The organism is Vagococcus fessus, assembly GCF_003987565.1.
Classification (GTDB): Bacteria; Bacillota; Bacilli; order Lactobacillales; family Vagococcaceae; genus Vagococcus_D; species Vagococcus_D fessus.
On the sequence record NZ_NGJY01000005.1, the window covers coordinates 17,561 to 39,399 of the forward strand.

The 21,839-nt window shown below is 36.5% G+C and carries 21 protein-coding genes and 1 other annotated feature; of the genes, 18 read left to right on the forward strand and 3 right to left on the reverse strand.

Annotated features, from left to right (window positions below; all coding sequences use genetic code 11):
* Positions 1–279: 279 nt before the first annotated feature.
* From CBF31_RS10175 to CBF31_RS10185, 3 genes are all read left to right on the forward strand, one after another.
* Positions 280–1,749, forward strand: coding sequence for a helix-turn-helix domain-containing protein (locus CBF31_RS10175; RefSeq protein ID WP_148112187.1), 1,470 nt, complete (start codon positions 280–282; stop codon positions 1,747–1,749).
* Positions 1,750–2,183: 434 nt separating this feature from the next.
* Positions 2,184–2,726: a transcription termination/antitermination protein NusG gene (gene nusG, locus CBF31_RS10180; protein WP_126832662.1), complete on the forward strand. Its 543-nt coding sequence runs from the start codon at positions 2,184–2,186 to the stop codon at positions 2,724–2,726.
* An 85-nt stretch (positions 2,727–2,811) separates the two neighbouring features.
* Positions 2,812–3,663 carry an alpha/beta hydrolase gene (locus CBF31_RS10185; protein WP_126832664.1) on the forward strand — a complete coding sequence of 284 codons (852 nt, stop codon included), beginning with the start codon at positions 2,812–2,814 and terminating at the stop codon, positions 3,661–3,663.
* Between the two features lie 30 nt (positions 3,664–3,693).
* Here the strand turns inward: CBF31_RS10185 and sdaAA are convergent, their stop codons facing one another.
* The gene (gene sdaAA / locus CBF31_RS10190) at positions 3,694–4,557 is read right to left on the reverse strand and encodes an L-serine ammonia-lyase, iron-sulfur-dependent, subunit alpha (RefSeq protein ID WP_126832666.1); all 864 of its coding nucleotides are present in this window, start codon (positions 4,555–4,557) and stop codon (positions 3,694–3,696) included.
* 24 nt (positions 4,558–4,581) lie between these two features.
* Positions 4,582–5,250, reverse strand: coding sequence for an L-serine ammonia-lyase, iron-sulfur-dependent subunit beta (sdaAB, locus tag CBF31_RS10195; protein WP_126832668.1), 669 nt, complete (start codon positions 5,248–5,250; stop codon positions 4,582–4,584).
* 259 nt (positions 5,251–5,509) lie between these two features.
* Between sdaAB and rplK the strand changes: the two genes are divergently transcribed.
* The 13 genes from rplK to dinB all read left to right on the forward strand — a co-directional run bounded on the left by rplK (position 5,510) and on the right by dinB (position 19,230).
* A complete protein-coding gene (gene rplK / locus CBF31_RS10200) occupies positions 5,510–5,935 on the forward strand; it encodes a 50S ribosomal protein L11 (RefSeq protein WP_126832670.1) in 426 nt (141 codons plus the stop codon).
* Positions 5,936–6,077: 142 nt separating this feature from the next.
* Complete coding sequence (gene rplA / locus CBF31_RS10205; RefSeq protein WP_126832672.1) at positions 6,078–6,767, forward strand: 50S ribosomal protein L1; 690 nt, start codon at positions 6,078–6,080, stop codon at positions 6,765–6,767.
* A 65-nt stretch (positions 6,768–6,832) separates the two neighbouring features.
* Positions 6,833–6,960: a sequence feature (ribosomal protein L10 leader region), on the forward strand.
* Positions 6,961–7,005: 45 nt separating this feature from the next.
* The gene (gene rplJ / locus CBF31_RS10210; protein WP_126832674.1) at positions 7,006–7,506 is read left to right on the forward strand and encodes a 50S ribosomal protein L10; all 501 of its coding nucleotides are present in this window, start codon (positions 7,006–7,008) and stop codon (positions 7,504–7,506) included.
* 56 nt (positions 7,507–7,562) lie between these two features.
* Positions 7,563–7,931, forward strand: a complete 369-nt coding sequence (gene rplL, locus CBF31_RS10215; RefSeq protein ID WP_126832676.1) for a 50S ribosomal protein L7/L12 — start codon at positions 7,563–7,565, stop codon at positions 7,929–7,931.
* Positions 7,932–8,114: 183 nt separating this feature from the next.
* Positions 8,115–9,578 carry a nicotinate phosphoribosyltransferase gene (locus CBF31_RS10220; protein ID WP_126832678.1) on the forward strand — a complete coding sequence of 488 codons (1,464 nt, stop codon included), beginning with the start codon at positions 8,115–8,117 and terminating at the stop codon, positions 9,576–9,578.
* Positions 9,579–9,656: 78 nt separating this feature from the next.
* Complete coding sequence (gene nadE, locus CBF31_RS10225; protein WP_126832680.1) at positions 9,657–10,490, forward strand: ammonia-dependent NAD(+) synthetase; 834 nt, start codon at positions 9,657–9,659, stop codon at positions 10,488–10,490.
* Entirely contained in the window at positions 10,490–12,292 is a 1,803-nt protein-coding gene (locus CBF31_RS10230; protein ID WP_126832682.1) for an LTA synthase family protein, read from the forward strand. Before nadE ends, CBF31_RS10230 begins: the two co-directional genes overlap by 1 nt.
* A 4-nt stretch (positions 12,293–12,296) precedes the next feature.
* A complete protein-coding gene (locus tag CBF31_RS10235; RefSeq protein WP_126832684.1) occupies positions 12,297–13,058 on the forward strand; it encodes a tRNA 2-thiocytidine biosynthesis TtcA family protein in 762 nt (253 codons plus the stop codon).
* A gap of 238 nt (positions 13,059–13,296) precedes the next feature.
* Positions 13,297–15,972, forward strand: coding sequence for a cation-translocating P-type ATPase (locus CBF31_RS10240; protein WP_126832686.1), 2,676 nt, complete (start codon positions 13,297–13,299; stop codon positions 15,970–15,972).
* Between the two features lie 112 nt (positions 15,973–16,084).
* Complete coding sequence (locus CBF31_RS10245) at positions 16,085–16,513, forward strand: hypothetical protein (RefSeq protein WP_126832688.1); 429 nt, start codon at positions 16,085–16,087, stop codon at positions 16,511–16,513.
* Between the two features lie 75 nt (positions 16,514–16,588).
* A complete protein-coding gene (locus tag CBF31_RS10250; protein WP_126832690.1) occupies positions 16,589–17,314 on the forward strand; it encodes a pseudouridine synthase in 726 nt (241 codons plus the stop codon).
* Positions 17,315–17,412: 98 nt separating this feature from the next.
* Complete coding sequence (gene udk / locus CBF31_RS10255) at positions 17,413–18,042, forward strand: uridine kinase (RefSeq protein ID WP_126832692.1); 630 nt, start codon at positions 17,413–17,415, stop codon at positions 18,040–18,042.
* A gap of 78 nt (positions 18,043–18,120) precedes the next feature.
* Positions 18,121–19,230: a DNA polymerase IV gene (dinB, locus tag CBF31_RS10260; RefSeq protein ID WP_126832694.1), complete on the forward strand. Its 1,110-nt coding sequence runs from the start codon at positions 18,121–18,123 to the stop codon at positions 19,228–19,230.
* Between the two features lie 30 nt (positions 19,231–19,260).
* Here the strand turns inward: dinB and CBF31_RS10265 are convergent, their stop codons facing one another.
* Positions 19,261–19,731, reverse strand: a complete 471-nt coding sequence (locus CBF31_RS10265) for a YueI family protein (protein WP_170167947.1) — start codon at positions 19,729–19,731, stop codon at positions 19,261–19,263.
* A gap of 195 nt (positions 19,732–19,926) precedes the next feature.
* Here CBF31_RS10265 and CBF31_RS10270 point away from each other — a divergent pair, with 195 nt between their 5' ends.
* Together CBF31_RS10270 and fitB are read left to right on the forward strand one after the other, a co-directional pair.
* Positions 19,927–20,874, forward strand: coding sequence for an ABC transporter permease (locus CBF31_RS10270; protein ID WP_126832698.1), 948 nt, complete (start codon positions 19,927–19,929; stop codon positions 20,872–20,874).
* The gene (gene fitB / locus CBF31_RS10275; protein WP_126832700.1) at positions 20,871–21,839 is read left to right on the forward strand and encodes an iron chelate uptake ABC transporter family permease subunit FitB; all 969 of its coding nucleotides are present in this window, start codon (positions 20,871–20,873) and stop codon (positions 21,837–21,839) included. The genes CBF31_RS10270 and fitB overlap by 4 nt, the downstream gene beginning before the upstream one ends.

The window sequence follows — 21,839 nt, forward strand, 5'->3', positions numbered from 1 at the left end:
AAATTTTATTTATTTTTTAAACTGACTAAAATTATAGAAAATATAAACTATTTTTGTGATATCATATATATATAATGTTAACTTTTATTCAAAACGATTCTTTTGTGAAAGTGCTATAAAATAAAAAATGTAGAAGTAAGTAGACTTTAAATGTAATTCAGTCATATAATGTTCAGATAGGATTCTTTATTTAGTTGAAATAAGGTGAACCTGTTTTTTAGGTGTTTAATTTTAAAAATAAGATAAATTAATTTAGGGAGTATAGTAGGGTGATATGTGATGATTGATAACTTGTTAGATAAGAGTGCTAAACGGAAATTAGATTTTATCCGTATTTTAGAAACAGCTGGTGACTTTTCAATTTCTAAAATAGAAATGCAAGAAATAATGGGGATTTCAGAGTTTATTTGTAACCAAATTATTGAAGAGTGTCTGTTGGATTTTGAAGAATATAATTTGAATGAATATTTCAATTTGAAAGTATCAGGTCCAGATATTATTCTTTTTGAATCGCATCAAGCTAATTCGGAATTATTGTTAGAAGCACTAGTGAAAAATTCTTTGAAATTTAATTTACTTTTGGATATCTATATGAACGACGAGATCAATATTAACCAGTTTGCGGAAGATAATTTTATTAGTTTATCCACTATGTACAAAATGGTCAAAGAATTGAAAAAATTTATGTCAGAATTTGATATAGAAATTACGAAAAAGCTTGAATTAGTAGGACCGGAAGAAAAAATTCGTTATTTCTTCTATCAATTGTTTAATAGAGTGGATCATAATGCTGATATTATGTATCCCAAAACAATGCATTTAGGTGTTGGCGAGATAGTAGATCGTTTGATTTTTGACACAGGTTTAAGTTGTAAGGAATTATCCAGAAATAAATTATTTCATTATCTTGATATGTCTATCCATCGTCATAAGTCGACGGAATATAGCGCTGTTGGATATGGGGCGATAGATATTTATTCGAAAGAGTCTATCATTTGGCAAAGTGTTTACATGTCGTTAGAAAATATTGGGATTTTTTCTGAAGAAGCTTTAAAGCATGAAACAACCGTTATAATGGGGATATTGTTAACAGAACATATGTTAGATGTATCTGATTGTGTCGATTTGCCGGATGACTCGCTTCTGCACAACTATGTAGGGGATTTCATTAACGAGTTTCAAAAAGTTTTTAAGAATGAAATTGTTTTGAAACGAACGGAAAAAGAGTTTACTGATGACTTAGTGATTTCTGCGTATGGTATGCTAGCATTTGCTCCAAATAATAGATGGATGCCAAATAATTTAGAAGTGACTTATTTTGAAGAAACTTATAATGAGTATTTCCACTTTTGTAGAGAGTATATTATGAATTGCGATTTGCCGAATATTGATGACTATCAGCAACACTTATTTTATAACTATTTGTTAGTACTTATAAAACACATCTCTCTTTCTAATATATCTAAAGCAGTTACGGTATGTGTTGACTTTGGGCTAGGGTTGAACTACGCTGAGTTTATTAAAGAGAATATGATGTTCTTAAATTCTATTAATATTGAGTTTAGTGATGACTATAGGGAAGTTGATTTAGTTCTTACAGATTCACCGAATACTTACGAAGATATTGATAACAAAATAGTATGGTTAGCACCACCTCGTGCAACCGACTGGACGAATTTAGCGAATTATATTGTCAAAATTCGTAATGGAGAAACGAAACTCCCTATGACTGAAATTGATCCAGAATAATGTAATATACTAAAAAAGCACGTCTTGTTAAATTCATGTTACTTGAATTCAACAAGGCGTGCTTTTTAGTACGGAAACAAGAGTAATAGATTTACAAAAGGTAAAATAAGAAGCCATCAAGAAGAAATTAGAAGGAAAAATAACAAGGGGAATAATGAACGATTGAGATATAGAAAATAAGTTGGAACGGAATTGGCCGGATAAGGTATTACGAGGAGTCTGTATCGAAGTATTCCATATTCCGCTAAAGTGTGAAATGTTCTATTCTGAAGTCTAATCAATGCTTTTGATAGTGTCCCATTAAAAAAGGGGCCTAGTGCTTTTTTTATAAATAACTAGTAAATGGCTAATAAGAGTGATATACTAGTTGACGGAGAGAACTTCGGAAAAGACTGAGGTTTTTTTATTTTACACAAGAAAGTAGGATGCTAGAAATGGAAACATTTGAAAGACAATGGTATGTATTACATACATATTCTGGCTATGAAAATAAGGTTAAAGCTAATATCGAATCACGTGCTCAAAGCATGGGGATGGATGATTTTATTTTTCGTGTAGTTGTTCCAGAAGAAGAAGAACGCGAAGTGAAAAATGGTAAAGAAAAAATCAACATCAATAAAACATTCCCAGGATATGTTTTAGTTGAAATGGTCATGACAGATGATTCTTGGTACGTTGTTCGTAATACGCCAGGTGTTACAGGGTTCGTTGGCTCTCATGGTGCAGGTAGTAAACCAGCTCCATTATTAAAAGAAGAAATCGAGCACATCTTACGTAAACTTGGCTTAAGTGCACGTCACAAAGAATTAGATGTTGAGATTGGTGAAGTTGTTAAGATTATCGATGGTGCTTTCTCAGGGTTAACAGGTGAAATTTTCGAAATCGATTTAGAACGTCAAAAACTTAAAGTAACAGTTGATATGTTTGGTCGTGAAACGTCTACAGAGCTAGACTTTGAGCAAATCGATAAATTATAATGTTATGAAGAAAGTCGATACTCCTATTGTGAAGTATGGGCTTTTTTCGTACATTAAATCCTGAAATAAAGGGAGAATAAAGAGTATGAAGTGGTACAAAGAAGTATTTTTGAAATATTCAGATTTTATTTCGACTCATTCAATTAGAAAAAAATTTAATTCCCAAGAAAAATTAGAGTTTAGTTCCAAAGAAAAAAATCGTATCGTACCAACTGTTATGATGCATGGTACAAAAGGAACAAGGCGATCGTTAGGAAGCATGATTAAGCGTTTAACAAAAGCCAAGAAGGCTAAAAAAGTTATGGATATTGAGGTTTCTAAAACAGGAGCTATCACAATAGATGGTGAATTAGATTATTATAATAATGGTCCGGCACCCTTGATCCAGGTTATCTTTAAAGAGAGTGACCCCACGGAGTGGCAGCAAGGGATGTGGCTGAATGATATATTTACTAAATTGCAGCTAGAGTATGGCGTTGTCGAGGTTGATTTTGTAGGACATTCTATGGGTGGGATTACAGGATTAAGATATATTGTGGATCATGGACATGATTATAGAGCTATTCAAATTAGAAAGTTAGTTTGTATAGGAAGTCCTTTTAACAGTGAAGTAGTACATGAGTCTGGTATCACCAAGTATGATTGTGATGAGGAAGGACCTAAGTGTTTTCACGAAACATACCGTTATTTAAAAAGTTATAGTGAACGGTTACCGAATAGTTTACGTATTTTAAATATCTATGGAGATTTGAAGAATGGAAGTAAAAGCGATGGTGTAGTGTCTACTTCAAGCGCAAGAGCTTTGAAGCATATAATAGAAGGAAAAGTAAACTATTATATCGAGCGTGAGATAAGAGGATGGCGTGCACAACATAGTTTACTTCATGAAAACAGACAAGTGGATGATTTAGTAGCTCAGTTCCTGTGGCGCAAATAAAAAATAAGAACTCCTTCGAGTTCTTATTTTTTATTTGAATAATTCTTTTGCAATACGGCGACCAGTTGGGGTATCCGCAAGACCGCCTTCAGCAGTTTCTTTAAAGATACTTGGCATTTGTTCGCCAACTTTCCCCATAGCAAGGACCACTTCATCAGGCGGGATGACACTTGTAATACCAGCTAAAGCCATATCGGCTGATACATAGGCTTGAGAGGCACCTAAAGCGTTACGTTTAACGCAAGGAACCTCAACAAGACCGGCAACAGGGTCACAGATAAGGCCCATCATATTTTTAAGCGTAATCGCGATAGCTTGGGCTGATTGCTCAGGTGTTCCACCGGCAACCGCGACAAGCGCAGCACTTGCCATAGCGCTTGCTGAGCCAATCTCGGCTTGACAGCCACCGGCAGCGCCACTAATAGAAGCGTTATTGGCAATGACTAAACCGAAAGCACCTGCAGTAAATAAAAAGTCAGTCTGTTGTTCGTCAGTTAAATTTAAATCTTCAATAGCAGCTCCTAAAACACCAGCGGCTACACCGGCACTTCCAGCAGTAGGGTTCGCACAGATTAATCCCATTTCAGCATTGACTTCATTAACAGCGATAGCATTGCGAACTGCTCTAAGGATAGAGTCACCACTTAAAAATTTCCCTTTTTTAAGATAGTCATTCATCTTAGGTGCATCACCACCTGTTAGGCCAGTAACAGAAGTAACACCAGAAGTCCCTTTATTAATAGAAGCAAGCATAACATCACGATTTTTTTGCATATGTTTGATAATATCTTCGCGCGAGGCTTTTGATACTTGCATTTCAAGCTGAATCATCGCTTCAGCGACACTGCCCCATTTATTAGCTAGGGCGACCAGTTCTTCAATAGTTTCGAACATGATTTAATCCTCCGTAGTATGTAATTAGTTAAAGAATGAAACGTTTTGAATTTCAGATAATTGTTCCAGTTCAGGGATACAACTGTCAGCAGTAGGTGAATCAACTTCGATTACCATCATGGCATTGCCACCTTTGTTTTCACGAGTGACATTCATTATAGCGATATTTATATTTTGTTCTTGGAATATACGAGTCACATTTGCAACGGCACCTGTAATGTCTTTATGTACAATAATAAAAGTAGGGACACCAGCGTTAAGAGCGATTTTGAAGCCATTAATTTCAGTAATCTGAATATTACCGCCACCAATTGAGATCCCTGTGACACTTAATTTACGGTCGCCTTTGATTAGACGCATTGTGACTTGGTTGGGATGGTCAGCTTGTTCTTTTTTAGGGACAAATGCAACTTCGATTCCCGCTTCGTGAGCTAATTTAAGAGAGGAAGATAAGCGAGGGTCATCAGGTTCCATGCCTAATAATCCACCTACTAGAGCGATATCTGTTCCGTGCCCTCGGTAAGTTTTTGCGAATGATTCATAGAGTAAAATGTCCACTTGCTCAGGTGTTTCTCCAAAAATTTCACGAATGATTTTTCCGATACGAGCGGCACCTGCTGTGTGAGAGCTACTTGGCCCAATCATTACGGGGCCGATGATATCAAAAACACTTCTAAATTGTCCTGTAGACATACTAATTCTCCTTTTGTCTGTTAGATTTACTTGATAGTGCCATAATAACATATCCTAGGCCATAAAAAAATTAGGGAGTCCTATTAGAACGGTAAGAGTTTTAATAGAAATGAAAGGAAAAGGGCTTGCTATATAAAGCCATATCTACTATAATTATACAAGTGCGTGGAAACACGTATTCTTTTGGCAACAAAAGAAGGTGGGAGGAGAAATCTTAATCTCCATATAACCACATCACGGACTTAAGGAGGTATGTCTCGTGGCAAAAAAAGTAGAAAAAATCGTTAAATTGCAAATTCCTGCAGGTAAAGCAACACCAGCACCGCCAGTAGGTCCTGCATTAGGTCAAGCGGGTATCAACATCATGGGATTCACTAAGGATTTCAATGCACGTACTGCTGATCAAGCTGGATTAATCATTCCAGTAGTAATCTCTGTATATGAAGATCGTTCATTTACATTTATTACAAAAACACCACCAGCTGCTGTATTACTTAAAAAAGCTGCTAAAGTGGACAAAGGTTCAGGCGAGCCAAACAAAACTAAAGTTGCATCAGTAACAAGCGACCAAGTTAAAGAAATCGCTACTCTTAAAATGGAGGACCTAAACGCATCTGGTATCGAATCAGCAATGCGCATGGTTGAAGGTACTGCAAGAAGCATGGGGATTACAGTAGATAACTAATCTTTGTGTTAAGCCACAGCCTGGCAAACAATTAAAGAAATCACTGTAACCACCGGAAGTAGCTTCTCAGTCGGTTTATATTGAAAGATATAGATTCCGTGGGAGGTTCTACCGTTATAACCACAATCAAGGAGGAAACATAATGGCTAAAAAAAGCAAAAAAATGCAAGATGCATTAAAAAAAGTTGATTCAAATAAAGCTTACGAAATTACAGAAGCTATCGCATTAGCGAAAGAAACAAACATCGCAAAATTCGACGCAACAGTTGAAGTTGCTTACCGTTTAAACGTTGACCCTAAAAAAGCGGACCAACAAATCCGTGGAGCGGTTGTATTACCAAACGGAACTGGTAAAACTCAAAAAGTTTTAGTATTCGCTAAAGGTGAAAAAGCTAAAGAAGCTGAAGCAGCAGGCGCTGACTACGTTGGTGATTCTGATATGGCAGCTAAAATCCAACAAGGATGGTTTGACTTCGATGTTATCGTTGCAACTCCAGACATGATGGGTGAAGTTGGTAAATTAGGACGCGTTTTAGGACCTAAAGGTTTAATGCCTAACCCTAAAACTGGTACTGTTACAATGGACGTTACTAAAGCTATCGAAGAAGTTAAAGCTGGTAAAGTAACTTACCGTGTTGACAAAGCTGGAAATATCCACGTGCCAATCGGTAAAGTATCATTTGACGATGCTAAATTAGTAGAAAACTTCAACACTATTCATGATGTAATGGTTAAAGCTAAACCAGCTGCAACTAAAGGTACATACATGAAGAACTTAGTAGTTACAACTACTTTTGGACCTGGTGTTAAAATTGACACTGCTTCTATCTAATTTGTAATATAAAGTTATAAAATATTCTTGACCTAATCACTTTGCCTATGGTAAAGTGATTAAGTTAAGTCTAATAAGACGTACCGAAGACAGTAGGTGGCACTTGCCTTAATTTCCTACCGAGGACAATATCTGGCAGTAATGTCAATAGTCCCTCTATGTCAACGGTGGCATGGAGTTTTTTTATTACTTAGGTAGTATAAACTCCCACCATCAAAACTCAGGAGGTGAAATTAAAATGAGCGAAGCAATTATTGCTAAAAAAGCACAACTTGTTGAAGAGGTTACAACTAAATTCAAAGAAGCAGCTTCTGTAGTCGTAGTAGATTACCGTGGTTTAACTGTTGATGAAGTGACTAACTTACGTAAACAATTACGTGATGCTAATGTTGAAATGAAAGTAATTAAAAACTCTATTCTTTCTCGTGCTGCTGTTGCAGCAGGTTTAGAAGGTATGAACGATGTATTTACTGGACCTACAGCAATCGCCTTCAGTAATGAAGACGTAGTATCACCAGCTAAAATTATGTACGATTTCGCTAAAGATGCGGAAGCATTAGAAATCAAAGGTGGCGTAATCGAAGGTAAAGTATCTTCAGTAGAAGATATCAACGCTTTAGCACAATTACCAAACCGCGAAGGTATGCTATCAATGTTACTTTCAGTACTACAAGCTCCTGTCCGCAACGTGGCGTACGCTATCAATGCAGTGGCAGATTCAAAAGAAGAAGTGGCTTAATAGCGGCTTGATCTTTACAAACTAAAAAAACAACATAATAATGGAGGAATTTAAAAATGGCATTAAACATTGAACAAATCGTTGCTGATTTGAAAGAATCAAGCATTTTAGAATTAAACGACTTAGTAAAAGCAATCGAAGAAGAATTTGGCGTATCTGCTGCTGCTCCTGTAGCTGCTGCTGGTGCTGCTGGTGGCGCTGCTGCTGAAGAGCAAACAGAATTCACTGTAGAATTAACTTCAGCTGGAGACCAAAAAGTTAAAGTTATCAAAGCTGTTCGTGAAGCTACTGGTTTAGGCTTAAAAGAAGCTAAAGCTGTTGTAGATGGCGCTCCTGCTCCAATTAAAGAAGGCGTTTCTAAAGAAGAAGCTGAATCATTAAAAGCTGCTTTAGAAGAAGTTGGCGCTTCAATCACAGTTAAATAATTTAAATTTAATTGTTCAAAACTCTATCCCAAATGGGATAGAGTTTTTTTGTTTTGTATTAAAATATCACAGTATTTTTAAACATATAAAACTAGACTTCACACAAAACATGTTACAATAGAGAGGAATAATAGAAGATAACTATTAGTGAGCTTCTATAGTAAAAAGTAGAGAGGGTATGACATGAACAAGACAAGTTATCCAGACGATAGTTTAGTATTACACACTGATCTTTATCAAATTAATATGATGAAAACCTATTGGGAATTAGGGAGAGCAGAGCGTCATGCGGTGTTCGAATGTTATTTCAGAAATATGCCATTTAAAAATGGATATGGTGTATTCGCGGGGCTTGAAAGATTGGTCGATTATTTCGAAAATTTAAAGTTCAGTGAATCTGATATTGCTTATTTACGTGATGTGGAAGATTATCCAGAAGAGTTTTTGACGTATTTAAAAGAATTTAAATTCGAATGTACAGTTCGCTCAGCAGTTGAAGGAGAATTAGTATATAATAACGAACCTATTTTACAAGTTGAAGGACCTTTAGCGCAGTGCCAGTTAGTTGAAACGGCTATTTTAAATGTAATTAATTATCAAACGTTAATCGCAACTAAAGCTGCTCGTATTAAATCAGTTGTTGGTGATGAAAAATTGATGGAGTTTGGTTCACGTAGAGCGCAAGAAATGGATGCGGCTATTTGGGGAACGCGTGCGGCTTATATTGGTGGTTGTGATGCAACGAGTAATGTTCGTGCAGGTAAAATTTTTGGTATTCCTACTAGTGGAACTCATGCCCATTCGCTTGTTCAGTCTTACCGAGATGACTATGAAGCTTTTAAAGCTTACGCTACAACGCATAAAGACTGTGTCTTCTTAGTAGATACATATGACACGTTAAAATCAGGTGTGCCAAATGCGATTAAAGTTGCAAAGGAAATGGGAGATAAAATTAACTTCCTAGGAGTTCGTATTGATAGTGGTGATATGGCTTATATTTCTAAAAAAGTTCGTAAACAATTAGACGAAGCAGGCTTTACTGAAGCCAAGGTTTACGCTTCAAATGATCTAGATGAAGCGACTATTCTGAATTTAAAAATGCAGCACGCAAAAATTGATGTATGGGGCGTAGGAACGAAGTTGATCACAGCTTTTGACCAACCAGCATTAGGTGCTGTATATAAATTAGTTTCAATTGAAAATGATAAAGGGAATATGGTTGATACGATTAAGTTATCAAATAATGCTGAAAAAGTATCGACACCAGGTAAAAAGCGAGTGTGGCGTGTGACACATAAAGAAACTAAAAAATCAGAGGGTGATTATATTGCGTTATGGCATGAGAACCCTAATGAATTAGAAGAACTTTATATGTTCCATCCCGTTCATACTTATATCAATAAGACTGTTACCAATTTTGAAGCTCGTCCTATTCTACAACCTATTTTTGAAGACGGTAAGCTTGTGTATGATTTACCGACTTTAGCAGAAATTAAGGCGTTATCTATGGCGAATTATGCAGGATTATGGGATGAGTACAAACGTGACTTAAATCCGCAAATTTATCCAGTTGACTTGTCTCAAGAAGCTTATGATAATAAAATGCGAATTATTGAATCAGTAAGAAGTGACATTAAAGCATTATAATAAATCGGACCAAATAAGAGCAAATCCTATCGTATGAGATGGCTTGCTCTTATTTTAATTGAAAGGTGAGTGTGAAAAATGAGAGAAAACCAATGTGAAATTATAGAAGCTTTACAATCAGAGCCACGTATTGACCCTAAAGAACAAATCAGAAAAAGAATTGATTTTATGAAAGATTACTTAAAACGTTATCCATTTTTGAAATCATTAGTATTAGGGATTAGTGGTGGTCAGGATTCTACTCTAGCGGGTCGATTGGCTCAATTGGCGATTGAAGAATTACGTGAAGAGACAAAAGATAAGAGCTATCAATTTGTCGCAATCCGTTTACCGTATGGAAAGCAAGCAGATGAATCAGATGCCCAAAAAGCATTAGAATTTATTCAAGCAGATAGAGAATTAGTTGTGAATATAAAAGAGGCAGTTGACGCAAGTAGCCTATCACTTTCAGAAGCTGGGTTAAACATTAGTGATTTTAATAAAGGAAATATTAAAGCAAGACAACGTATGATTGTACAATATGCGGTAGCGGGTGATTGTAATGGTGCGGTTATTGGAACTGACCACGCAGCGGAAAGTGTGACAGGTTTCTTTACTAAATTTGGTGACGGTGGTGCAGATATTTTACCACTTGCAGGTTTGACTAAGGGACAAGGAAAAGCATTATTAAAAGAGCTTGGTGCGTCAGAAGAGCTGTACTTAAAAGTACCGACTGCGGATTTGGAAGAGGACAAACCGATGTTAGCGGATGAAGTGGCGCTAGGTGTAACCTATGAAGAAATAGATGCTTACCTTCAAGGTGAAGTGGTACCGGAAGAGGCTGCGATTAAGATTGAGAATTGGTATACTAAAACAGCTCATAAGCGTCACTTACCGATTACAATGTATGATGAATTTTGGAAGGCGAACTAGTGCTGAAAAAGTTAGGTCGTGTGTTCTTAGTTCTAGTGATTGCCTTCATAAGCCACGTGTACTTGCAATTGGCTCAAAATCATTTTTCTTGGCAATTGGTAAGTAAATTTATATTATCCTGGCATACGGAGAAATTTATTCTTGGTACATTTGTCCTATTAAGTGTATGGGCAGTATGTTACGGTATTGTGGCGAATTTATCAGTGAGCTTGTTAGTATACAGCCTTGGAATAACCGTATTAGGGCTGGCTAATTATCAAAAAATTAAATATCGTATGGAACCTCTTTATCCAGATGATTTGAAAATGATAACCGAATGGTCCGTTTTAAAAGATATGGTAGGTCCAGTGCTTGTTATTGGACTAGTTATCATAATAATGGTGTTGATAGGAATAATTATTTATTGGGCACTGAGAAGTCTTAAGTTGCCTAAAAATAGACAGATTTATCGTGGTATTTTTTTGTTAATTGGGCTTGTGGGTGTAGGGTACAGCAGTCAGTTTAATTCACCTGACAACCTGCTTAGAAAAGGTTATAATCGTACGGCGTTGTGGGTCCCGTATAGCCAAGAGATGAATTACTACAATACGGGCTTTGTGGGAGGATTTTTATATAATTTAAAAGTAGAGCCTATGGTGAAACCGAGAGGATATTCCAAAGATAAGATTGCTGAAATAGTTAAAACTTATCAGACAGATAAAGGTAAGACTAATGCGACTGACCAACCTAATATTGTATTTGTAATGTCGGAAAGTTTTTCGGACCCAGGTCGTTTAACAGGGCCAAAATTTTCAAGAGATACCCTACAACCTTATCATGAGTTAGCACGTCAGACATATAGTGGGCAAATGTTGTCACAAAACTATGGTGGCGGGACGGCAAATATTGAATTTGAAGCTCTAACAGGGATTTCATTAGAACCGTTAAATCCTCAAATGACGACCCCTTATACAATGTTAGTACCTAAGCTAGAGGAACTGCCCTCTATTGTGAGTGTATTAAAAAATGAAGGATATGAAGCAACTGCGATACATCCTTATAATACATCAATGTATAAGCGAAAAGATGTGTATAATGTATTAGGCTTTGATCAATTTATTTCAGAAAAAGAAATGACCTATCAAGATAAGATAGAAAATAACTCTTATATATCAGATGAATCAGCTTTTTCAGAGGTAGTCAAAAAATTAAATGAGAACCAGAAAGAGCAGTTTATACATCTCGTAACTATGCAGACACATATGCCTTATTCTGAGAAATATCAGGTATCTAATCAACAGGTTTCAGGTGTAGAAAATCCTATTAGTTTTAAAACTTATTTAGAAGATATAGGCTATACGAGCCAAGCTCTGGACAAGTTTGTTAAAGAGTTGAAGGCATTAGATAGAAGGACGCTTGTGGTGTTCTGGGGAGACCATTTACCTGGTATCTACGGTGAGCAGACCAAGAAAAATAATGGCGAAACAGCCCTTCATTTGACGGAGTTTATGATGATTGATTCAGAGGATACATTCAAACCTGTAGATAGTGGAGAAGACAGTATCCTTAGTCCGATTTATTTTGGCCCTAAATTATTCGAAAAGATAGGGAAGCCATTACCTGGCTACTATGAATTATTAAGTCAGTTGGAGAAAGGGTTGCCCGCTTTTGAAAAAAATAGGTATTACAGTAATGGTAAATGGTCGAAAGAAAGAACGTTATCGGAAGAAACTCAAAAAGTATATGAAGATTATGAACTTATCAGTTATGATTTAGTTTCAGGTCATCGCTATAGTGTTGAAATGAATTTTTATAAGGAGTAAGTGAATGGGATTTAAAAAGAAAGATAATCAAAACTACTATACCCCAATTAGACGTGCGATTTTAAATCATGGGTTGATAGAACCTGGTGATAAAGTGGCAATCGGAATGAGTGGAGGGAAAGATAGTACGTCGTTGCTTTATTTTCTAGATAGAGTAAAACGAGACCGACGTTTAGGATTTGATTTTGATATTGTACCAATTAGTTTAGATATGGCATTTGGGATGGATATTAAGCCGATGGAAGAGTTTGTAGCATCATTAGGTTATGAATTAGAAGTCGTTCCTACCAATATCTCAACGGTGGTATTTGATATAAAGAAAGAACGGTCGCCGTGTTCACTATGTGCTAAATTACGTCGAGGTATTTTAAATAAACGAGCGAAAGAACTGGGTTGCAATAAGCTGGCTTTGGGTCACCATCTGGATGATGCGATAGAAACCTTCTTTATGAATTTCTTATTCCATGGTAAGATGGCGAGTTTTGATCCAATTACGTATCTTAGTAATGTCGACCTAACTGTTATTCGTCCATTGATATATTTAGAGGAAAAAGACATTATAAAGTTGGTTAAACGTGAGGAGTTACCCGTTATATTTAATCCCTGTCCTGTGGATAAGAAGACGAAACGAGAAGAAGTTAAAGGTGTGGTCAGTACCCTATCTGAAACATATCCTGATATCCGTCAAAAATTTGTTCAAGGTATGGAACAGGGAAGTATGGATAATTTTTGGGTGAAAAGTTTTAAGACAGAAGATAAAAATTAAACGAAGTGTTATGTTATAAATTGCATATTTAGTAACTATTGTATATAATTAATATGAACTTGCTCATAGGGGAGTAACTGGCGACGTGAGTCGTGACAACATCACCAACACTGAAAACTATATTTTCTGGTGTTGTCTTAATTAGTGAGACCTATGTATGCTTATTTAAGCATACATAGGTCTCTTTTTCTATCTTACTGAGTGAAGTGAAGAAGTAAAAAAGCGAGGGGGAAAGCAAATGTCAGAAGAAAAAAAGAAACAGCTACAAGAAGCCTTTTATACTCAAACGAGTTCTGAGGTTTTAGAAAAAATGGAGACAACTGAAAAAGGCTTATCGGGTGAAGATGCAGCAGAGCGTTTGGCTTCATATGGTCGAAATGAATTAGATGAGGGAAGTAAAAAATCCCTATTTAGTAAATTTATTGATCAATTTAAAGACTTTATGATTATGGTCTTACTGGCAGCTGCTTTAGTATCATTCTTTACAGGTGATAAGGTAGAAGCGATTATGATTATTGTAGTGGTTGTCATCATGGCAATATTCGGAGTTGTTCAGGAAGCAAAAGCAGAGCAAGCGATTGATGCACTTAAAAGCATGTCAACGCCAAATGCTAATGCTATCAGAGATGGACACGTCCAAACAGTTAAAAGTACAGAACTAGTACCAGGTGATATCGTAACGTTAGAAGCAGGAGATGTTATTCCAGCGGATATTCGTTTGATCGAAGCGAATTCTCTTAAAATCGAAGAAGCCGCACTTACAGGTGAGTCTGTTCCGGTTGAGAAAGAGCTTGCTGTTTTAGAAGGAACAGATATTGGTATAGGTGACCGTATTAACATGGCCTATATGAATAGTAACGTGACATATGGTCGTGGATTAGGTGTTGTAGTTGGAACAGGAATGTCAACAGAAGTTGGTAAAATTGCCAGCATGTTAGCACAATCTGATGAAACAGACACACCGCTTAAACAAAACTTAAACTCATTAGGTAAGACATTGACGATTGCTATTTTAGGTATTTGTGTGATTATGTTTGGTGTTGGGATGATGAAAGGTGACCACACTTGGGTAGAGATGCTATTAACATCTGTATCTTTAGCAGTAGCAGCTATTCCGGAAGGGTTACCAGCGATTGTAACAATTATCTTAGCTTTAGGTACACAAAAAATGGCGAAACGTAATGCTCTAGTTAGAAAATTACCAGCCGTTGAAACATTAGGGAGTACCGATATTATTTGTTCAGATAAAACAGGAACGTTGACACTGAACCAAATGACAGTTGAAAAAATCTTTACAAACAATCAACTGGTTGACGCAGCAGATGCGACAATGTCAGATAGTAAAACTCTAAAAATTATGAATTACTGTAACGATACAAAATTCTCGTCTGAAGGAAACTTAATTGGAGACCCAACAGAAACAGCGTTGGTTCAATTTGGTTTAGATAAAGGATTTGATGTTCGTGAGAAGTTAGAAGAAGAACCTCGTGTTGAAGAATTACCATTTGATTCAGTTCGTAAGTTGATGACAACCGTTCATAAGATTGACAATGGTCGCTTTATGATTACGACTAAAGGGGCACCTGATGAATTACTAAAACGTTGTGAAAACTATGATTTAGATGGTAATGTGTTGAGTTTAGATGATGCTCAGCGTCAATTGATTTTAAAAACAAATACAGCTTTAGGTCAACAAGCTTTACGTGTGTTAGCGATGGCTTACCGCATTGTTGATACAATGCCAGCGATTGTATCGACTGATGAGTTAGAACAAGGCTTAACGTTCTCAGGACTTGTTGGGATGATTGATCCAGAGCGTAAAGAAGCAGCAGAAGCAGTAAAAGTAGCTAAAGAAGCAGGTATCAGACCAATCATGATTACCGGTGACCACCGCGATACAGCGGAAGCAATTGCAGTTCGCTTAGGTATCCTACAAGAAGGACAACATGAAGCTGTGATTACAGGTAGTGATTTAAATGAATTATCTGAAGAAGAATTTGCCAGAGTGGTAGGGCAATATTCAGTTTACGCACGTGTTTCACCAGAGCACAAAGTACGTATTGTAAAAGCATGGCAAAATGAAGGTAAAGTTGTGGCGATGACTGGTGATGGTGTCAATGATGCTCCAGCGCTTAAAACAGCAGATATCGGAATTGGTATGGGTATTACAGGGACAGAAGTTTCTAAAGGTGCCAGCGATATGGTTCTTGCTGATGATAACTTCTCGACAATTATTGTGGCTGTTGAAGAAGGACGTAAAGTGTTCTCAAACATTCAAAAAACAGTTCAATACTTACTTGCGGCCAATTTAGGTGAAGTTTTAACTTTATTTATTGCGACACTTGTAGGTTGGGACACGTTATTACCTGTTCATCTATTATGGATTAACGTTGTAACGGATACATTCCCAGCGATTGCTTTAGGTTTAGAACCAGCTGAAAAAGATGTTATGGCTCATTCACCTCGTGGACGCGATTCAAACTTCTTCTCAGGTGGGGTTATGAGTAGTATTATTTATCAAGGGATTTTAGAAGCAGCGATTACGCTAGGTGTTTACTTCTTTGCAATCTCTTACCCTGTTCATACAGGTGACTATAATGCAATTCATGCGGATGCTTTAACAATGTCATATGCGACACTTGGTTTAATTCAATTATTCCATGCGTTTAATGTGAAGTCAGTCCATCAATCATTGTTCAAAGTGGGTGCATTCCGTAATAAATTCTTTAACTATGCGGCGTTATTATCGTTTGCGTTATTGGCAAGTACAATTGTCATTCCAGGATTTAACGACTTATTTAGTGTGAGTCATTTAGATGGCTACCAATGGGCAGTAGTATTTGGCTCATCATTTGCAATTATCCCAATCGTGGAAATTGTAAAATTTGTTCAAAGAAAACAAGGTAAAATGTAATAGAAAGAGAAGGGGTGAGCTATGTTATTAGCAACACCCCTTTTTTTATTGGGTGAAACAGTGTAAAATAGGAGTAGATTTTAAAAAGAGGAAAAAGAAAGAGGATTATATTATGAAACCAAATTTAGGATTTTACGTACAAAAGATAAATGATATCGTAACTGAAACTGAAGCGATTGGGGATAAATTAAACCCATTCTTCGTTGACGTGAGAACATCATTAGATAACAATGAAGAGCTATCATCAGAAAGATTAACTGAAGTTCACACTAACTTCTCAGCAGGTGCAGCGCGTTATGAAGAGATGCTTGCAACTATCACTACTTTAAAAGCACCTGTTAAAGTAATCGGTATTCATAAAAAATTAGAAAAAGCCTACACATCATACGTAGCAGCATGTAAAGATATGGTAGATTCTATTGATGCACCAGCAGGAAAAGTTGACCGTGAAAAATTTGATGCTTCTGAAAAAGAGCAAGACGAAACAACAGATGTTATTGCTTTTTGTATTCAACGTATGACAAGCTTATTATTAAAATAATAGACGTTTTTGAAACGTCCATCATTTATGATGGGCGTTTTTTTGTAGAGAAGATAATGAAAGTGAGTTATCGGTATGAGACTGGATAAGTTTTTAGAAGAGAAGAAACAAGGCTCAAGAAAACAAGTAAAACGATTATTGTTAGCGAAACAAGTAACCGTTGATGGTGAAGTTGTAATGGCTATTAACTATAATGTGGACCCTTTTGTTCAAGAAGTTAGAGTGAAAGGCAATCATTTAAAAGGGGAAGCGCATCGGTATATTATGCTTAATAAGCCACAAGGTGTTGTCACGGCAGTGAGAGATAACAAGCATCAAACTGTGATTGATTTAATAGGTGAAGGCTGTGAGGTTGAAGGGCTATTTCCTGTAGGTAGGTTGGACCGAGATACAGAGGGACTCATCTTTATTACAGATAATGGTCAACTCGCTTATCAACTCGCGATGGCTGACAAAAAAGTTGTGAAGCGTTATGAAGTCCGTGTGAACGGTGAAGTCACGAGTGAAGATGCTGCTTATTTTAAGCAAGGAGTCGAATTTTTGGATGGACCTATTTGTCGACCTGCTGACTTGCATATTATTGAGAGTTCAGAAGAGGAAAGTCATTGCTATCTAGATATAAATGAGGGGAAATTTCATCAGGTGAAGAAAATGTTTTTATCAGTAGGGAAGAAGGTCACGTATTTAAAACGCTTGAGTATCGGACCTATTCTATTGGATGAGACATTAGAACTAGGTAACTATCGTTTCTTTTCTGATGACGAACGAAAGAAATTAGATGTGTTTTTTAATTCAAAGTAAAAATATAATCATAAACGTTATTTTTTGATTGAATCTGAAGGCAATATAGATTAGTATAGATAAAGATAATAGTATGCGGAAAGAGGGTTTTATCAAAAATGGATACGTCGACAAAGCCAATCGTTATTGGTGTAACGGGTGGATCAGGTAGTGGCAAAACAAGTGTAAGTAAGGCTATTTTAAATGAGTTTAAAGACCACTCTATTTTATTATTTGAGCAAGACTCTTATTATAAAAATCAAAGTCATTTAGCATTTGAAGAACGTTTAAAAACAAATTATGATCATCCTTTTGCGTTTGATACAGATTTGTTGATTGAACAATTGACGGATTTAATCGCATTTAAAGCGGTCGATAAACCTGTCTATGATTATGAAGCACATACTAGAAGTGACAAAATCGTTCACCAAGAGCCAAAAGAAGTAATCATCGTAGAAGGAATCTTGATTTTAGAAGATGAGCGTTTACGTGATTTAATGGATATCAAAGTGTACGTTGATACAGAAGATGATATTCGTATTATTCGTCGTATTAAGCGTGATATGGAAGAACGTGGCCGTACATTAGATTCAGTCATTGACCAGTATCTATCTGTTGTAAAACCTATGTTTACTCAGTTCATTGAACCGACTAAAAAATATGCAGATATCATTATTCCAGAAGGTGGCGAAAATCAAGTCGCTATCGACTTAATGACAACTAAGATTGGAAGTATCTTAAACAAATAAACATGCCTTTAGGGTATGTTTTTTTTGTTTGATAAAGAACTTGTGTTCGCTTATAATTAAAGGGAAAGGAGGGATGTTATGAGTAATGAGCTACGTTTTCCATTGAATAACGATTTATCACGAAAAATTATTCATTTAGATATGGATGCTTTTTATGCGTCAGTAGAAGAGCGAGATAATCCAGAGTTAGTTGGTAAGCCGCTAGTGATTGCTCGGCATCCCAAACAGACAGGTGGCAAAGGGGTTGTCACAACAGCTAATTATGAGGCGAGAAAATATGGCATTCATTCTGCTATGAGTGCTCAAAAAGCCTATGAACTGTGTCCTGAAGCTAATTTTGTTCAGGGGAACTTGGAGTATTATAAAGAGATATCGGCTCAAATTCATGCTATTTTTAGACGTTATACGGATATCATTGAGCCGTTGGCATTCGATGAAGCGTATTTAGATGTCACGGAGAATAAAGTGGGGTCAACAAGTGCCATTAAGGTGGCACGAATAATTCAATTGGATATTTGGAAAGAGTTGCATTTAACGTGCTCGGCTGGCGTGAGTTATAATAAATTTTTGGCTAAATTAGCATCAGATTTTGAAAAACCTAGAGGCTTGACGGTTGTGTTACCCGATGAAGCTGAAGACTTTTTAAAGGAACTTCCGATTGAAAAGTTTCATGGTGTGGGTAAGAAAACGGTTATCAGAATGCATGAATTAGAAATTTTTACAGGTGCGGATCTCTATCAAAAAAGTGAAATGGAATTAATCCAAGAGTTTGGCAAGATGGGCTATGAGTTATACCGTAAAGTGAGAGGGGTTCATAATGCGCCCGTCAACCCAAATAGAGAACGTAAATCATTAGGTAGGGAAAATACGTATAGTAAGCCGTTGCTATCTGAAAATGATGTAACGTTACAATTAAGAGAACTATCCACTAGGGTCGCGGATTCGCTCAAAAAAAATGATAAACAAGGCCAAACTGTCGTGCTTAAAGTTCGTTATGCTGATTATGAGACTATAACAAGACGACATACGATTACGGACTATCTTTCAAGTGCTGACAGTATTTATTACCATGCCAGTGAATTATGGGAAGAGTTAGGTGAAATAGCAAGAGGAATCAGGTTGTTAGGTGTGACAGTTACAAACCTAGCTCCAAGAGAATATGAGAATATTGTGTTACCGTTAAAATAAAAAGCGGCCTACTGTGGAGTAGGTCGCTTTTTATTTTTTGAATAATTTGGCAAAAAAGCCTGTTTTTTCTTCAGCTTGTTCAGTAGGAGGTGTTGCTGGTTCTGTTTTTGTTCTGATAGTGGCGTATTTTTCAGAAACGGCAACTTTTTCAATATTAACAGCTGTATCGCCTGCGTAGACAAGTCCGATTGTTTCATCAGATAAGGCTTCATCACTGTCTATGATTTTGAATGGGCAGTTTGCTTTTTGGGCAATGACCATGTAATCATTTTGTAGTGAAAAATCAGCGGCTGCATTTAATAAAAGTTGCTGTCCTGGGTTGTCTTGTAGCTCTTGTTTGAAATGAGTTACATTTTTTTTATCACGCATTTCAGCAATCGTCATGGTTAAATAAACGCGTTCGCGAAAGGTTCCTAAGTATTGTTTTTTTTCTTCAGGTTTCAGTTGAGGGGTGCCATACATCCCTTTTTCTAAGTAATCTTGAACATCTTTTTGGGCCATAGTATCACTCCTAATAGTAATCATCTTTTGTTTATTATATCATAGGAAACTTATACTGTCTGAGTAGACCATAACTATTTACGAAGAGAAGTTGTTAAAACCGCCCATAAAACGCTTGCTTTTTAAGGATAAATTACTTACACTTACAATTGATAGTGAAAATCATTCTCAATTACAAAAAGGAGAGACGCTGGTTTGAAAAAAAGTGTTGTTATTATTTGTTTAATACTACTAGCGATTACTTCGTTATTTATAGGTGTTCAGAGCATCCCGGTGACAGATATCTTTCAGTTGGATGAGACACAGAAATTAGTTTTATGGAGCACGCGTGTCCCAAGAACAGCTAGCTTGATTATTGCTGGTGCGACAAGTGGTGTGTGTGGGTTGATTATGCAACATCTCACTCAAAATAAATTTGTGTCACCAACCACTGCAGGCACGATGGATAGTGCGCGTCTAGGGATATTGATTGCGATGGTCTTTTTTCCGAATAGTTCAACCTTTGTTCGGTCGGGTGTTGCTTTTCTTTTTGCCTTTTTGGGTACCGTATTATTTATCCAACTTATTCAACGGTTACCGCGTAAAAATCAAGTGATGGTTCCTTTGGTAGGCTTAATGTTTGGTAATATTATTGGTTCGGTTGTCACGTTCTTTGCATATCAACTCCAATTGGTTCAAAATATGTCATCTTGGTTGCAGGGAAATTTTGCAACGATTACACGTGGTGGCTATGAGCTTGTTTATTTAACAGTGCCACTTTTAATACTTGCTTATCTTTATGCGTATCATTTTACGATTGCAGGTATGGGAGAGGATATGGCAACAGGGATTGGCTTAAATTATAAAGTAATCCAATTATTCGGATTAGGGATTGTTGCTTTAGCAAGTAGTGTGGTTCTCGTTACAATTGGTGGGTTACCATTTCTTGGTGTTATTGTTCCAAACATAGTATCACTCTATTATGGTGATCAAATGAAACAAACCATTTGGTTGACGGCAGGTGCGGGGAGTTGTTTCTTGATTGTCTGTGATATCATCTCAAGGTTAATTATTCAACCTTATGAAGTGCCAGTTAGTTTAGTTGTAGGGGTGATTGGTAGCATCATGTTTATCGCCTTATTATTAAAGGGGGCACGAAAATGAGAGTAAGTAGATTATCAACGAGAGGGAAACTACTGTTATTGGTCGTAGCTGTTGTTGTCATGAGCTGGCTGTTTTTAACCTATCATACGTACGGCAATTGGGAGTTTGCGTTAAAACTTAGGGGTAAAAAGTTATTGGCTTTTATGTTTGTGGGCGTAGCAACCAGTTATGCGACGATAACGTTTCAAACAATCACACAAAATCATTTTCTAACGCCTAGTATTTTAGGATTTGATTCGCTTTATATATTAATTCAGACGATTTTATTTTTCTTTATGGGAAGAGAGTCAGCTGGTTTAATGGGGCATCGTCCTTTTATGTTTATGTTGAATGTGGTGCTAATGGTGGGTTTGAGTACCGTCTTATTTTATTTCTTATTAAAAAAAGGGCAACAGAATTTATTTTTATTATTAATGATAGGTATGATTTTAGGTACATTCTTTAGTAGCTTTAGTACATTTATGCAAGTCTTATTAGATCCAAATGAATACGATAAGTTGCAAGGGAAATTGTTTGCAAGTTTTGGGAATGTCGATGTTTCCTTATTGACGGTTGCAGGTGTCTTGATGGCTATCACGATTGTGTATTTATGGCTTAAAGCACCACAACTCGATGTCTTACATTTAGGTAAAGACAAGGCGTTAAATTTAGGTGTGGCAGTGGATAGCTTACAACTTCGCTTATTGATTGCGGTTAGTTTACTTGTTGCGTTATCGACAGCGCTGGTAGGACCTGTTACATTCTTAGGGTTCATCGTAGCAAATTTAACGTATCAATTCTTAGGGACATTCCGTCATCAGTCGTTATTTATTGGTGGAAGCTTAATTGGTATTCTTTTATTAGTAGTGGGTCAATTTTTCGTTGAGCAAGTGTTTCATTGGAATACGACGATGAGTGTAGTGATTGAGTTTATTGGCGGAATTTACTTTGTGACAAAAATTTTAGGTGAGAGGAAGGCAAGTTAA